At 58.1% G+C, this 13,737-nt stretch carries 16 protein-coding genes and 1 tRNA gene; 1 reads left to right on the top strand and 16 read right to left on the bottom strand.

Going from position 1 to position 13,737, the window contains the following annotated elements:
• From gspN to DSCA_RS06735, 13 genes are all read right to left on the bottom strand, one after another.
• Complete coding sequence (gene gspN / locus DSCA_RS06795) at positions 1-870, bottom strand: type II secretion system protein GspN (protein WP_155315707.1); 870 nt, start codon at positions 868-870, stop codon at positions 1-3.
• A gap of 8 nt (positions 871-878) precedes the next feature.
• Positions 879-1,406, bottom strand: a complete 528-nt coding sequence (locus DSCA_RS06790) for a type II secretion system protein M (protein ID WP_155315706.1) — start codon at positions 1,404-1,406, stop codon at positions 879-881.
• Positions 1,407-1,412: 6 nt separating this feature from the next.
• Positions 1,413-2,855 (bottom strand): type II secretion system protein GspL, encoded by a 1,443-nt coding sequence (gene gspL / locus DSCA_RS06785; protein WP_155315705.1) that lies wholly within the window; start codon positions 2,853-2,855, stop codon positions 1,413-1,415.
• A 15-nt stretch (positions 2,856-2,870) separates the two neighbouring features.
• Positions 2,871-3,974 (bottom strand): type II secretion system minor pseudopilin, encoded by a 1,104-nt coding sequence (locus tag DSCA_RS06780; RefSeq protein ID WP_155315704.1) that lies wholly within the window; start codon positions 3,972-3,974, stop codon positions 2,871-2,873.
• Positions 3,949-4,653 (bottom strand): PulJ/GspJ family protein, encoded by a 705-nt coding sequence (locus tag DSCA_RS06775; protein WP_155315703.1) that lies wholly within the window; start codon positions 4,651-4,653, stop codon positions 3,949-3,951. The genes DSCA_RS06780 and DSCA_RS06775 overlap by 26 nt, the downstream gene beginning before the upstream one ends.
• Entirely contained in the window at positions 4,646-5,074 is a 429-nt protein-coding gene (locus DSCA_RS06770) for a prepilin-type N-terminal cleavage/methylation domain-containing protein (protein ID WP_155315702.1), read from the bottom strand. Before DSCA_RS06770 ends, DSCA_RS06775 begins: the two co-directional genes overlap by 8 nt.
• A 2-nt stretch (positions 5,075-5,076) precedes the next feature.
• The gene (locus DSCA_RS06765; protein WP_167527640.1) at positions 5,077-5,658 is read right to left on the bottom strand and encodes a pilus assembly FimT family protein; all 582 of its coding nucleotides are present in this window, start codon (positions 5,656-5,658) and stop codon (positions 5,077-5,079) included.
• Between the two features lie 248 nt (positions 5,659-5,906).
• The gene (gspG, locus tag DSCA_RS06760; RefSeq protein WP_155315700.1) at positions 5,907-6,362 is read right to left on the bottom strand and encodes a type II secretion system major pseudopilin GspG; all 456 of its coding nucleotides are present in this window, start codon (positions 6,360-6,362) and stop codon (positions 5,907-5,909) included.
• 241 nt (positions 6,363-6,603) lie between these two features.
• Complete coding sequence (gspF, locus tag DSCA_RS06755; protein WP_155315699.1) at positions 6,604-7,830, bottom strand: type II secretion system inner membrane protein GspF; 1,227 nt, start codon at positions 7,828-7,830, stop codon at positions 6,604-6,606.
• 14 nt (positions 7,831-7,844) lie between these two features.
• Positions 7,845-9,221, bottom strand: a complete 1,377-nt coding sequence (gene rsmB, locus DSCA_RS06750) for a 16S rRNA (cytosine(967)-C(5))-methyltransferase RsmB (protein ID WP_155315698.1) — start codon at positions 9,219-9,221, stop codon at positions 7,845-7,847.
• Between the two features lie 45 nt (positions 9,222-9,266).
• Positions 9,267-10,208 carry a methionyl-tRNA formyltransferase gene (gene fmt / locus DSCA_RS06745; protein WP_231716403.1) on the bottom strand — a complete coding sequence of 314 codons (942 nt, stop codon included), beginning with the start codon at positions 10,206-10,208 and terminating at the stop codon, positions 9,267-9,269.
• Positions 10,205-10,741, bottom strand: coding sequence for a peptide deformylase (gene def, locus DSCA_RS06740; RefSeq protein WP_231716402.1), 537 nt, complete (start codon positions 10,739-10,741; stop codon positions 10,205-10,207). Before def ends, fmt begins: the two co-directional genes overlap by 4 nt.
• A gap of 391 nt (positions 10,742-11,132) precedes the next feature.
• The gene (locus DSCA_RS06735) at positions 11,133-12,080 is read right to left on the bottom strand and encodes a bifunctional riboflavin kinase/FAD synthetase (RefSeq protein WP_155315697.1); all 948 of its coding nucleotides are present in this window, start codon (positions 12,078-12,080) and stop codon (positions 11,133-11,135) included.
• A gap of 106 nt (positions 12,081-12,186) precedes the next feature.
• Between DSCA_RS06735 and DSCA_RS06730 the strand changes: the two genes are divergently transcribed.
• Positions 12,187-12,273: transfer RNA gene (locus DSCA_RS06730), tRNA-Leu, on the top strand.
• 253 nt (positions 12,274-12,526) lie between these two features.
• Here DSCA_RS06730 and DSCA_RS06725 read toward each other — a convergent pair.
• The 3 genes from DSCA_RS06725 to DSCA_RS06715 are packed head-to-tail and all read right to left on the bottom strand — an operon-like array spanning position 12,527 to position 13,365.
• Entirely contained in the window at positions 12,527-12,937 is a 411-nt protein-coding gene (locus DSCA_RS06725) for a hypothetical protein (protein ID WP_155315696.1), read from the bottom strand.
• A 15-nt stretch (positions 12,938-12,952) separates the two neighbouring features.
• Complete coding sequence (locus tag DSCA_RS06720; protein WP_155315695.1) at positions 12,953-13,207, bottom strand: hypothetical protein; 255 nt, start codon at positions 13,205-13,207, stop codon at positions 12,953-12,955.
• A 14-nt stretch (positions 13,208-13,221) separates the two neighbouring features.
• A complete protein-coding gene (locus DSCA_RS06715; protein ID WP_155315694.1) occupies positions 13,222-13,365 on the bottom strand; it encodes a hypothetical protein in 144 nt (47 codons plus the stop codon).
• Between the last annotated feature and the right edge of the window lie 372 nt (positions 13,366-13,737).

Below are 13,737 nucleotides of genomic sequence, written 5' to 3'. Positions count from 1 at the left end.
CTATCTCATGGACACATCGGGTTTATTGATGGAACCGCTGACCCTGAAGTTCATTCCCCGTGATCCCAGTGTGCGGCTGTTGACGATCCCCTCGGGGAGTGTCTCCTGGAGCCGGGCGACAAGCTCCGGCCGGGGTTTGGCGTTTCCGGACAGGTTCAGTCGGCTTTGTCCGAGGGGATGCCTCAGGGCAATGGTTCCGGTAATTTTACCTTCGACCATGGGGCCGTTGAACGTCAGGGCCTTGATCCGGAGGCTGCGGCCATTGGAAGAAAAATCCAGATCCGTGCCATCCATCACGAGTTCGTTGATGCCGAAAAAAGCGGTTTTCAGGGCGATGCGCAGACCCGAAACGGTCAGCAGTCCGCTGGTTGCACCCGCCGGTGAACGGCCGCCCGTGTGGGCCACACGCCCATCGAGGATGCCGGAGAGGGAGAACCGGTCGTTTATATTGACGGCATCGATCTGCTCGATTCGGATCCGGGACAGGTCCGCTTCGATCTGAAGCCGTTCGGTGGGACCGGCACCCGTCATGGATGCCCGGCCCTGAAGGGTCCCGTCAGCCAGGTTTGCCTGAAACCGCGACTGTATTTTGTCCTTGAACAGGGTCAGCAGGTCGGGCGTCATCCGGGCATCGGTAATCCGGACCAGGCGCGCGCTGTCGCGGTTCAGATCGACCCCGCTCATTTTGAGGCCCGGCGGCAGGGTCGGCCTTATGCTTTGGGCCGTCATGCCCAGCATGGGGTCGATGGCGGCCAGTCGGGCGTTCATATAGGCTTTCACCGCCTGGTCGGGAAACAGCAGGTACAGAAACAGGGCGACGGCCGCCAGCAGGTAAAACAGATAGGCAAAAATGGTTTTAACAGAAACCATGGCGACCGCTATTTCTCCAATGTCTGAACTTGAAATACCGTATTGATCAAATCGGCCTGCTTCTCACCCTTGGAAATGGACAGCCGCTTGATGGCGATCATGTCACGGGATGTCTCAATGCCGTGCAGGTACGCCAGAAGCTGCGGCATGGTGATTTCGCTGAGCTTCATCTCCACCATGGAGAGCCGGTAGGGGCTGTCCTTCTGGGCGGTGGTGCTGGGCTTCATGTATGAAATCCGGCTTTTGACGCCTGTTTTCCCGGCCAGGGCTTCCAGAAAAGAAAATAGGGTGAACCCGCGTTTGCGTGTTCTCAGGTGCCGTTTGGCCTGGTCGGCCTTCTGGGCCGTCTGGCGATACTCTGCCTGCAGGAGCCGGATCTGTTCCAACTCCTGCTGCCGGGTGGCAATCGTTTGTGACAGCCTGGCGTTGTTTTCGAACAGGGGGAACACCAGGAACTGCAGCACGACAAAGATGACGATGGCCGCTGCGGCAGCCGCAACGCTGATTTTTTCCCGTTTGTTGAGTTTGATCGCCATGGCGCCCTAAAAATCCAGCTTCAGTTTGAATCTGACCCGTTTTCCCGATTTTTCGAGGTCGGCCGAACTGATGGTCACGTTGGTAAAAATGTCGTCGCTGTCCAGGCGGCCCTTGATGTCGTCCACGGTGTTGAAGGTGTCCGTATTGCCGGACAGCACCACATTGTCGGTGCCCACGACCATGCGGATGACATTCACGTCGGTCGATGCAGGGATCTGCCGGCTCAGGGCGTCCAGTATGTCGATCACCCGCACACGGGCGCCGGGGAGTTCGGGGCCGATGGCGCCGTCGCCGGCTTCCTTGATTTTGATCTGCATCTGCTGGAGGGGGTTCACGACGCGGGTTACCGCTGGAAAGGTGCTTTTGAAAACCGTTTCGATCTGCCTGTCCAGCTCCGCCAGCTGGTTTTTTTTGGCATTGGCCGACAGGATCTGCCCGGCCAGCAGCGTCACCAGGGCGATTGCGATAAATACGGATGTCAGGATGATCTGCCCGCGGAATTCACTCCAGAAGTGCTGGATCGTCGAGCGCTCGGTGGAGAAGTTGACCCCGCCGATGGCCTCGGTTTCCATCAGGGCCAGCGCCAGGGCGATGTCCATCCGTCCGGATTGCCATTCCGGTGTATCCAATGATCCCTTCAGCCGGGGGAAGGTGCGCATGCCGTCGATGGGGTTGACCGGTACGCCCAGCAATGTGGCCGCCTCGTTTTCGTCGGCGAGCAGCTGGGCCTGTGGGCCCGTGGAAAACACCGCGGTGGGGGTGACCGTGATACCCATGCTCTCTTTCAGGGCGGTGAACGTCCGCCCCACGGTGGTCTCCAGGTTCCGGAGGACCGGGTTGCCGCTGCCGGCCACCGGCAGCGTGCGAACCATGCGAACGACGCCCGAACAGACCGCATAGACGGTGTGGCTGCCCTCTCCGGTGTCGACAAAGAGAACATCGTCGTTGTCGTCCGTCATCGTCGAGATGAAGCGGGCCGCGGCATAGGCGCCGGGCATGATGGCCACGGGCCTCAATTCGACCGCTTCGAGACAGTCGAGATAGCGCCTGATATCGTTCTTGGGAACGGCGAAGGTCAACAGGTCCTGCTGCCCGTCGTTTTTCACGGCCTCGAAATCAAAGATCAGCTCGTCTACGGGAATCGGCAGCGACGGCTCCAGTTCGAAGGGGAGAATCTGCCGGATCTTCTTGACGTCGTGAAAGGGAACGGAAAGATTCCTGAAGGAAACGACGGTTGAGGGGATGCCCAGCACGCAGGCGCAACCGGCCGGTTTAAACGTCTTCACCAGGGATTCGAGGGCCTCTTTGATCCCTTCGTCCCCTGTTTTTTCCGCCGGGATGGGAAAATAGCCCTGCGTCTCCAGTACGCTGCCTTTAAACCCGCTGTCGATCAGCACGGCGGCAATGGCTTCTTCTCTGATTTCAAGACCGAGGACTCTGCGACTCATGTTTGCCTATATAACTTAATCTACCTGCCAAATCAAGGTTTTACAGATCCATCTGCCGGTGTTTTCCTCTTTTTCCCGCCGGACCACCACATCCATGGTGGTGCTTTGCCGGTTGCGCGTGGCGGTGGATACAATCCGGAACAGATCGCTGGACACGGTGATCAGGTCTTCCTTGATGGTGACGTCTCCGACGCCGGGGACATTTTTATACCACCCGGCACTGTTGATCGGGTTGGTATAGGTCTCATCCGCTTTGGCCACCCGGTAGTCGGCCAGGGCTTCAGCCAGATCCGAATTGTCGGCCGGCAGCAGGGCGGCAAGCACGGCCACGTCGGCGGTCGAGATGTTGATTTTGCCGTCGAAGGTGAACCGGTTGTCCCCGGCTGCGGACACACCGTGGACGCTCAGCAGGGATGAAAGGCCGGCGGCACCGCCGGCACCGGAGAAGAGTTCCGGCGTCACCCCCTGAACCAGGGCGACTTCCCCCAGGTGATCGAAGGGGCCGTTTTTGCAGCCGTACGGCGGTTCCAGTCCTTCGTAATAATCCGATTCCGCGCCGCTCAAACCGGTAATGGCCTCGTCGTCACCGTCGTCCAGCCAGTCTTTCAGCGAATTGATGATCATGTTGGGGTCGCTGTCCGGCACCTCTTCGAACAGGGAGAACACCTGGTCGAGCAGTCGTTCCCAGAGGAATCGCTGGCTGGCGGAAAACTGCTGGCCCTCGGGAAACTTCACCAGGGCGTTCACCTGGATCTTGCCCCGCTCATCGCTGATGCTGACGTCGACGCTGCCGTCGTCAAAAGGGATCAGGGCAACCATTTCGGCCACTTTCTCCGGGTTGGCCCAGTCCTCCTGAAGGGTGTCGGTGTCGTTTTCCCGGCGGTCGTTGATCAACATGACCATGGCGGCATGAACCCCGGACACGGCCATTTCGGACAGCACCACCCGGTCGCTGGCATGCACGGCCTGGGTCACGGCGCCGCGGATCCGTCGATTCAATTCCAGGCCGGCGGTGAGCAGCACGGCCACCACGGCGATGGCTACCAGGATGGCCACCCCCCGGCGGTTGCCCCAGAGGCGATGCCCGGCCGGGCTATTCGGCTGCTTTTCGATAGACATGAAGGGGTATCCGTGTGGAAAAGGTCGTCGGCCTGGACGGCTGGCCCACGGTCAGGCGAACGGCGACGGACCGTGGCGTGGCGTATTCGGTGTCGGCCGATTCCGAATCCCAGCGGTCGCTGGATTCGCCGTCGGCATCCATGTATTCGAATTCCAGGGCCAGCAGGCGGTCGCACAGGATGGGATCGTCCTCGCTGGGTTCGAATTCGGGAAACGGGTACAGGTGGTCCGCGCGCCTCAGCACCAGTGACTCGTCGGGCTGCTGGACCACATAGTAAACGATCCGGCCGACGCCCTGGCGATAGTCCCGGTTGATCGGCAGGTGGGCCAGGGAGGCGAACTGCAGGAGGCCGAAACTGCTGCCGGCCAGGTCGGAGACATCCCCCACGAATCGATAGGGATCTTCCGGTTCGTTGAACTCAGGTTTGGCGTAGCGCGGGTAGTCAGAGATATACAGGCCCGACAGGTCAGTGGCCATGCGTCCCAGGCAGGTCCGGGCCGAGGCAAAGACGGCCACGTCTCCGCCGACGGCATCGGCGCTGGAAAAAACAGCCCTGAAAGACCCGAATATCGTCGTGATCAGCAGGGCGAAGATAAAGATGGCCACCAGGATTTCCATCAGGGTGAACCCGCTGGCGGAACCCGGCACCGTCGGTGTATGCGGCTGTCGGCTATTCATACAGGTGCCTGTAGGTGGTCAGGCCGAAATTGGACTCCCCCTGGTTGAAGCTGACGGTAATGGTGATCCGTTTGAGTGTCGGCCCATCCTCGACCAGCAGGTCGGACAGCACCTCCTCGGTTTCCATCCGCCAGGTGTAACCGGGATGGTCGCTGCCGAAATCGCCGCTGTCACTGGTAAGGTCGTTGATGTCTGATGTGTCCACGACGGCCAGCTGCTGGCGGGCCAGCATGGCCGCCACCGTGTCGAAACGGCCCCTGGCATCCATGAACAGGGTCTGGCTGTGCATGCGATAAACCGCGGTCAGCGCGATGGCCACCACCGCCAGGGCCACCATGACTTCCATGAGGGTGAACCCCCTGTCCGGTCGCTGGTTGCCGGATACACCGAAACGACGACGTCGATGGCGGGCCGGGGCCATGGTTACCACCCCTCGCTGCCCATGACCATGCGGGCGCCGGGCAGGAACGGTTCGATGAAAAAGGCCAGCCGGTCCCCGTCGCCGGTTCTGATGCGGATGACGGCTTTGTCGCTGAAGCCCCTTGGATAAAAGCCGATGGGGATGGTGCCGCTGGTAAACCGTTCGGTCTGTGAAAAGGCGACGTGGTCGATGGTCACCCCGCGGGGCAGCAGGTAGCCGTCCTCGCGGGCGGCCTCGGCGTCATCATCGGGCATGCCGGCTTCGGTGACCCAGAGCCGTCGGACATCGGGCGACACGTTGAGCTGGTAGACTTTCTGATCCACGATGGCCGTTTCCTTGAGGCGGCGGACATTGGCGATGATCCAGCGGGCGGTTTCGTCGCCGCCGTCGGAAAAAAGGCCGCCATCCAGGCGGGGGATGGCCACCACCAGCATGATGCTGATCAGGGCGGTCACGACGATCATTTCCACCAGGGTGAAGGCCCGGTCTCCCGGACACTTAATTTTCGACGGGTCGTCTGCGGATGCCTGCGGGTGAACGGCGGGCGGGCTCGATGTCCTGTCTTGGCATGTGGGGTCGGTCATGGGCGCGTCGGGTGATCCTGAATCGGGTATCGGCGGCAAGATTGACGGGTTCGTATGAGAGCCGATATCTGCGTCGGGCTTCATTCCCCGTCACTACGGCGTAACCTGCGTGCGCTGGCTGCGGTGCCCGCGACAGCGGTATTTTCGGGAATCGCACGCCTTCCTGTGCCGTCTGGTGTTTCGCGGGAGATCCCGGCTTTTTTACGAACCGTCCCGGAAAACCGATCGGGCGGCGGATGGGCCCCGGGCTATTCGGATTCCCAGCTGTTGATATCCGCGTATTTGTCTTCTCCGCCGGCCGCCCCGTCGGCGCCGTAGGCGATGATGTCGAAATCATCATGGATACCGGGGCTCAGGTAGATAAAATCATTGCCCCAGGGATCTTTGGGAACCTTGCCCTTTTCAAGGTATCCGCCTTTGCGCCATTTGGTGGGGGCGTTTCCGGAAGAGGGCTGCTCCACCAGCGCCTGCAGCCCCTGTTCGGTTGTGGGGTACATGCCGTTGTCCAGCTTATACAGCTTCAGGGCCGTTGAAATGCTTTCGATCTGCATCCTGGCCTTGAGCTGTTTGGCCTGCTCCGGGCGGCCCATGATGCGGGGAACGATCAGGCCGGCCAGAATGCCGAGAATAACAATGACCACCATCAGCTCGATCAGGGTAAAACCGCTGTCTTTTTGCACAGCATGCGGTAACGCGCGCTTCATAATCTCTCCATGCCTCCATGGTGGCGTCCGGGGGGCGCCGTCTGTCGATCATTGTTTACCAGCGGATATTAGCGCAATGCGTAATAACAATCAAGCGGCGGGATGGTTACCAAATGGTAATCATCGGCCTGCCGTATCAGTGGTCCGGGGGGCGGTCGACCGCCGACGCCGAATTGCGTTTGCTCTCCATGACCCGTCCGGCCAGCCCGAAACCACCAACCCGAAACCAGAGAATTTTTAGCTATCCCACCAGCTGATTCATTTCAAATATGGGCAGGCAGATGGAAAGCACGATAAAGAGCACCACCACGGCCATGACCAGGATCATCACCGGCTCGAGCATGGCCATCATGCTCATGATCGATGACTCGACCTCGTTTTCATAAACCTCGGCAATTTTGTAGAGCATGGATTCCAGCTCGCCGCTTTGCTCTCCCACCTGCACCATCTGAACGGCCAGGTCGGGAAAGACCGCGTCGGCCGCCAGTGACTGCCCCAGACCCTGGCCCCGTTCGACGTCGCCGGATGCATTTTCGATGAGGCTGGAGATGACCACATTGCCGGTGACGTTTCTGACGATTTCCAGGGCCGGCAGCATGGTCACGCCGTTTTCAAGCAGCGATGCCAGGGTCCGGGAAAACCGGGCGACGGCAATTCTTCTCAGCATGGAGCCCACGATGGGAACCCGGAGCATCAACCGGTCGGTGGTGGCCTGCCCGCGTTCCGTTTTCCTGAACATCTTCAACGCCACCAGGGCGGCGACCATGGCGACCACCATCAGCCACCAGTAGTCTTTGAAGATTTCGCTGGCGGCAATCAGAAACCGGGTCGGGGCCGGCAGGGCCTGGTTCATGTCCTCGAAAATGGTGGTGATATTGGGGACCACGAAGGTCATCAGGAAAAAGAGCACCAGGGTGCCGATCACGGTCATGAGGATCGGATAGGCCATGGCGGTCTGGATCCGGGATTTGAGTTCCTGCTGTTTTTCCATGATGTCCGCCAGCCGCTGGAGGACGATTTCCAGGGTCCCCGAGGTCTCACCGGCGCGTACCATGTTGATGTAAATCTGGGAAAAAACGGACGGGTAGAGGGTCAGGGCCGACGCAAAGCTGTTGCCCTCCACAATGGAGTCCTTGATACGGGCGGCAATCTTGGTGAACCCCTGGGTCTTGGCCTGGGAAACCAGGGTGGTCAGGGCGGACACCAGCGGGAACCCGGCTCCGGTCAGGGTCGCCAGCTGGCGGGTCCACAGGCTGACCTGGGCCGGTGTGACCCGGCTGAACAGGCCCTTGACGGAGACGCCGCGGGTCTCCTTGCTGCTTTCGCTCCCCGTGACCTCTTTGACCCGCACGGGAAAACTGCCCAGGGCACGGATTTTATGGCGGGCGGCCTGCGCACCGTCGGCGTCGATGATGCCGGTGACGGTTTTCCCCTTGGGGTCCAGAGCCTGGTAATCGTAAACGGGCATGGCGTCTTCTCCTGTCAGTAGATGCGTCTGAATCGTGCTGCGAAAAAGCCGTCCATGTGATGGACATGGGGAAAGGTCCTGAGAAATCCGTCCTGGTCCAGAAACGGATGCACGGTTTTCTCCTCTATGGTTTGGGGATCGCTTATAACAAAATTTGGATGGTTTTTCAAAAAGGTCCTGACCGCGCCTGTATTTTCTTCGGGCTCCATACTGCAGACGGCATACACCAGCAGCCCCCTTTTCCTGACCAGCGGGGCGAGGTGGTCGAGAAACCGCGCCTGCCGGGTGGCAAAGCGGGCCACATCCTTTTTCTGGGATGACCATTTGGCGTCGGGGTTGCGGCGCAGTACGCCCAGGCCCGAGCAGGGGGCATCCAGAAGAACCCGGTCGAAGCGGGGAAACGACCGGGGATCCAGCGGCCGGTTCAGGTCGGCGTGGCGGGTGCCCGCGATTGACACGCCCAGCCGCCGGACCTCTTCCTCAAGGCGGACCAGCTTGGAATCGGCGTGATCCATGGCAAGGATGGCGCCCCGGTTGGTCATCAGCTGGGCCAGATGGGTGGTCTTGCCCCCCAGTCCGGCACAGGCGTCCAGCACGGTCTCTCCCGGCCTGGGCGCCAGCAGCAGCGAAACCAGCTGGGCGGCGGCGTCCTGGACCGCAAACCGGCCGTCCACAAAGGCCGCCATCTCCGGGATGGGGCATCGGGGCCGGACCAGGTTTAGCGCACCGGGCACATCGTCCACCGCCGCGACGCCCTCTGCCTGGTCGGCCAGCGCCTCGACCAGTTCCGGCAGGCTGTTTTTAAGGGCATTGCAGCGCAGGGTGATGGGCGGGATGTCGTTCATGGCATCACACAGACGGTCGGTGCCGGCAGGACCCATCCGGTCGATCCAGCGGCGGATCAGCCAGCGGGGAAACGATTTGGCGATGGCGGCATGATCCACCGGCGCGGCCCCGGCGTCGGGAAGGGCAAACCGCCCGGGTGACCGCAGGGCATTCCTGAGCAGGGCGTTGACGAAACCGGCCGCCTTGGCCGCCCTGCCGCTGCGCGCCAGGTTGACCGCCGTGTTGACGGCCGCCGATGCCGGGATCCGGTCCATGAACAGGATCTGGTAGAGGCCGATCCGCAGGATGTTGAGGATCGACGGGGAAATCTTTTTCAGGGGGCGGTCGGCATAGGCGGCAACCACGGCATCCAGCCGCAGCCGCCAGCGCAGCGTCCCGTATACCAGCTGGTTGAACAGGGCCCGGTCACGGCGGGAGAGGCCCGCCGTCAGGGGTGCGGTTTCGTCGAGCGCGGCGTCCAGGGGCGACGGGCGCCGGTCCAGCCGGTCGAGTACCATAAGGGCTGCGGCCCGGGGATCGGTGAGGGCTCGGTCGGTTTTGGCCATGATTGTATGCAAGGTGGATAAACTCGTAAACCGTCGTGGTCAGGATCAGCCCAGGCAGGCCCCGTCGGGCAGCCGGCAGCCGCACAGAAAATCGTCGATGGGCAGGCGCTTGCCCGAGGCCCCCTGGATTTCCTGGACGGCCAGTGCCGAATGGCCGGTGGCCACCCGGAGCTCTCCGGGAAAGCATTCGAGGATGGTGCCCGGCGGAACGCTGATATCGCGTTCCAGAACGCAGGCCTTGAAGATTTTCAGGCGCATGCCGTCGCTGAAGGTGAAGGCCCCCGGCCAGGGGGTCATGCCCCGGATCAGGCACTCGATCCGTTCAGCCGGCATGGACCAGTCGATCTCGCCGTCCTTTTTTTTCAGCATGGGGGCATGGGTCGCCCTGGCGTGATCTTGTGCGGTCCGCTCCAAACTGCCGTCCTGCAGTTTTTCCAGGGTCCGCACCAGCGTTCGTGCGCCCATGTCGCTGAGCCGGTCGTGAAGATCGGCGGCGGTGTCGTCGGGCCCGATGGCGGTCTTTTCCACCAGCAGGATATCACCGGTATCCATGCCCTTGTCCATCATCATGGTGGTCACGCCGGTTTCCCGGTCCCCGTTGATGATGGCCCACTGGATGGGGGCCGCGCCGCGGTAGCGGGGCAGCAGGGAGGCGTGCACGTTGATGGCGCCCTGTGGGGGGATGTCCAGCAGACGCTGGGGCAGAATCTGCCCGAAGGCCACCACGACGAAAAGGTCCGGTGCCAGCTCGGCCAATTGCCGGTGAAACGCCTCCGTTCGCACGGTTTCCGGCTGCAGCACCGGATAGCCGCAGGCCAGGGCCGTCTGTTTGACCGGCGGCGGGGTCAGCTTGCGGCCCCTGCCTTTGGGGCGGTCGGGTTGGGTGACCACCGCCAGCACCTCATGGGGGCTGTCATGCAGGGCCTGTAGCGGCGGCACGGCAAAATCGGGCGTGCCCATGAAAACGATTTTCAATGGCCGGATCACCGCTGCTTCATCTCCTTTTTTACCCGACGTTTGTACATCTGCCGCTTCAAGGCGCTGATATGATCAATAAAAAGGGTGCCGTCGAGGTGGTCGAGCTCGTGCTGAATAACGATGGCCAGCATCCCGTCGGCCTCGAATCTCAGGGGGTTGCCGTCCCGATCCACCCCTTCCACGAGGATGCGTTCGGCCCGTTTGACGTCCGCCCGGAATTCAGGGACGCTCAGGCAGCCTTCGTTTTCCGAAATGATTTCACCTTCGCTGGTGATGATCTTCGGGTTGACCAGCACCTGGAGGTCGTGCCCCTCCTCTCTGGGCGCGATGTCGTAAATGACGAAACTCTGGCCGATGCCCACCTGGGGCGCAGCCAGGCCAATACCAGGGGCCTGGTACATGGTGGCGGCCATGTTGTCGAAAACGGTCTGCAGGGCGCCATCGATATTTTCGACGGCTGCGGTCTGCTTTTTCAGGAACTTGTCCGGATAGGTAAGTATGTCTAACACCGTCACGGGTTCAACCTCTTTCATTGTGGTCATTGTTCAACCACTTATAATAAAGCATTGTTGCCGAATTTCAAACAAATGATCGGAATCTTTTTCAGGGCCGTCGGACGGGCAACGCGGTTGACCTCCTGACGGATCCTTAAAAAATCCGATATCTGGGTTGCGCGTCATCCCTCATCCTTGCGACGTACCGTCAGTAAGCCCTTCCTCGGTCTTGGTAAGCCTTCCTGTCCCGTCTGGTGGTTGGCGGGTGATCTCGGCTTTTTAACGAATTCGTCAGAATTAAGACTTCTGCGAGGGTATCAAATCCTAATTAAAAAGATGGCGATGCCGGATAACTGCAGGTCCGACGGTGAAAAGAAAACTCACCATTTTGTCACGCCGGACTTGAACGGGTATTCAGGCTCGATCGGGTGGGCTGGAATCAGGATGCAAAGTGGGGGGCCAGAATCTTGCGGGCATCGGCTATGTCCAGGTCGATCTGTTCGATCAGTTCATGGATGCCGGAAAACTTTTTTTCGTCCCTCAACCGCTCGACAAAGTTGACCATGATCTTCTGGCCGTAAATATCCTCCTTGAAATCGAGGATATGGGCCTCCACCGTAAATATATGGTCGTCGAAGGTGGGACTGTAGCCGATGTTGGCCACCCCCTGGTAGCGTTTGCCGTTGTAATGGACGATCACGGCATAGACGCCGACCTTGGGGCACAATTCATCGTGAAGGTTGATGTTGGCCGTGGGAATGCCCAGCAGTTTTCCTCCCCGGTCCCGGCCGTGGGCCACGGTGCCGCGGATCTGGTAGTTGCGGCCCAGCATCTTGCCGGCTTTTTTCATCCGGCCGTCCATGACCAGCTTCCGGATGGCCGTGCTGCTGATCCGGTTGTTGTTTCCTTTGGGCGGCTGGATCCAGTCCGCGACGACAACTTTGAAGCCCAGTTCATCGGCATACTGCTGCAGCAGGGCCACATTGCCTTCCCGTTTGTGGCCGAAGGTATAATCCTGCCCGACGATGATGGCCTTCATGCCGATCCGTTTGACCAGGATGTCCTCGACAAAGGTTCGCGCCGACAAGGCGGCGAACGCCATGGTAAAGGGGACGCAGATCAGCACGTCAAGGCCGGCCTTTCCGATCAGCTCCGTTTTCTGTTCGACCAGCGTGATCAGGGGGGGGTGTCCGTTTTGCGTGATGACCCGGATGGGGTGGGGCTCGAAGGTCATGGCAATGGCCGTGCCGTCCATGCTGTCGGCCATTTCGATCACCTCGTGAAAAAGGGCCTGGTGGCCGAGGTGAACGCCGTCGAAGTTGCCGATGGTAATTACGGCGGATTTAAATGGTTCTTTTATGGTTTCGATGTCTTGTATTATTTTCATGATCTTTCAGCTAACCGTAAAAAATGAGCTTGACACGAAAAACAAAAAACTATAGTTAGTGCATCTTCAGTTTGAAATCAACCTTTTTGAAATCAGGCTGAAACGTGCCGAAGTGGCGGAATTGGTAGACGCGCTAGGTTCAGGGTCTAGTCAGGGTTCCCTGGTGGGAGTTCGAGTCTCCCCTTCGGCACCACACAAACAATAACCCATCGGTTTTCTTCCTAAAGATGCCGGTGGGTTTTTTGTTTTGGGGCTCGTCGTATCGACTTACACAAATCGGTTACACAGAACCGGAGGTAAGGGTATTGAAAAACCGTTATTTTTGGATCGACACTAAATAATGCAAGGAAGGTATCTTTAAGATAGCAGGCGGACAGTCGTCCCCTGTTGCCGGTCCGGGAACATCTCATATATTTTATTACGAATTTTAAAAATGTAAATTGTAATTAAAGTAGCGTATAAAAATAGCGTGCCACCAAAGAAAAGGCAATCAGTGCCGTTGCCGTTTTTAATAGAAAAAGTGTGTACGCCGGATAGTCCAGCCAGCGCGGTTTCGTACACTCGTCATTCTGGCATTCATTGTTCTGGTATTTATATTCTTCGACTTTAAATATCCAAAAACGGTGAAGTAATGCACCAGTAAAATATTGTGTAATGTCGAGAAGAAAAAAGACTATAAACATTAACATTGCAAAAGCGACAAGTGTCGGAAGGTCTAATTGCCCTGAAGTGTTGAAAGCATCCTGCGCTCTAAAGGCCCAGCAGATGGCAATGCCGGCGACAGATAAATATCGCAACTGTTTGGTCATTTCCTTCGTGTAAGATTGATAGATATCCCAAAGATCTTGTAGTTTCATGGCTTCCCTTTTTATCTATATATGAATGTCGATAATGTTCCCGTTATTAGCGCAATTTCCTGAAGCCGAAGTTCCACGAGCATTGATTTTGTTGTCGGTCATAAACGTTGCAGGGCCGCTCGGGATAGTGCTTTTATTAACCGGAGGCGGGGCGTTGGGTATAGATTCTCTTTGGCCGGTGGGCTTTGCAATATCGGGATTTGCCGTCGTTTTGGCATTGTGGATGGCGTTGGACATATAAACGGGTTTAATAGAAAATCCATTAATCATGGTGTATTCCTTTACTAGAAATTGGTGGCATTGCAAATTTTTGCGTTTATCATACCGATCCACCTGACCGTTGGATCGTTAAAGTTGGTAAAAAGCATAGTTTTATTTTTTTCTCCATCCAGCTTTTTATATTTTAAAATTATTGCTTTTCGACGCATTTTTTCTCCTTTCATGCTGGTTAAGAACCATAATTCTTGTAATTTAAAATAAATTCTGGCAATTCATTTCTTTCTAAGAAAGATGAGCTTTTTCATAGGATTGGAGATTTTAATAAAACGGCTAATCCAGTCCTCTGTATTTTGGTTTCGCGATAGGTAAAAAGCAAAATAAATGCCAAAAAATGAAGGTAATGTGATCGCAAAAAAAAACTTGTTTGGAACGGTAAAAAAGTTAATATTTCCGGAGAAAAAGTATAAAACATATTCCGTTAAATTTGAGGCGCATGATGAAAACCGGCTTATGGAAAAGGCTATGACAGACCATCGGGAAAGGGACTTCCTCAACTAACTTCATCCGTGCGTTGACCCGAT

This window comes from Desulfosarcina alkanivorans, from assembly GCF_009688945.1.
Classification (GTDB): Bacteria; Desulfobacterota; Desulfobacteria; order Desulfobacterales; family Desulfosarcinaceae; genus Desulfosarcina; species Desulfosarcina alkanivorans.
Note: the sequence above shows the minus strand (reverse complement) of the source record. Positions and strands in the feature narration are given on the sequence as shown.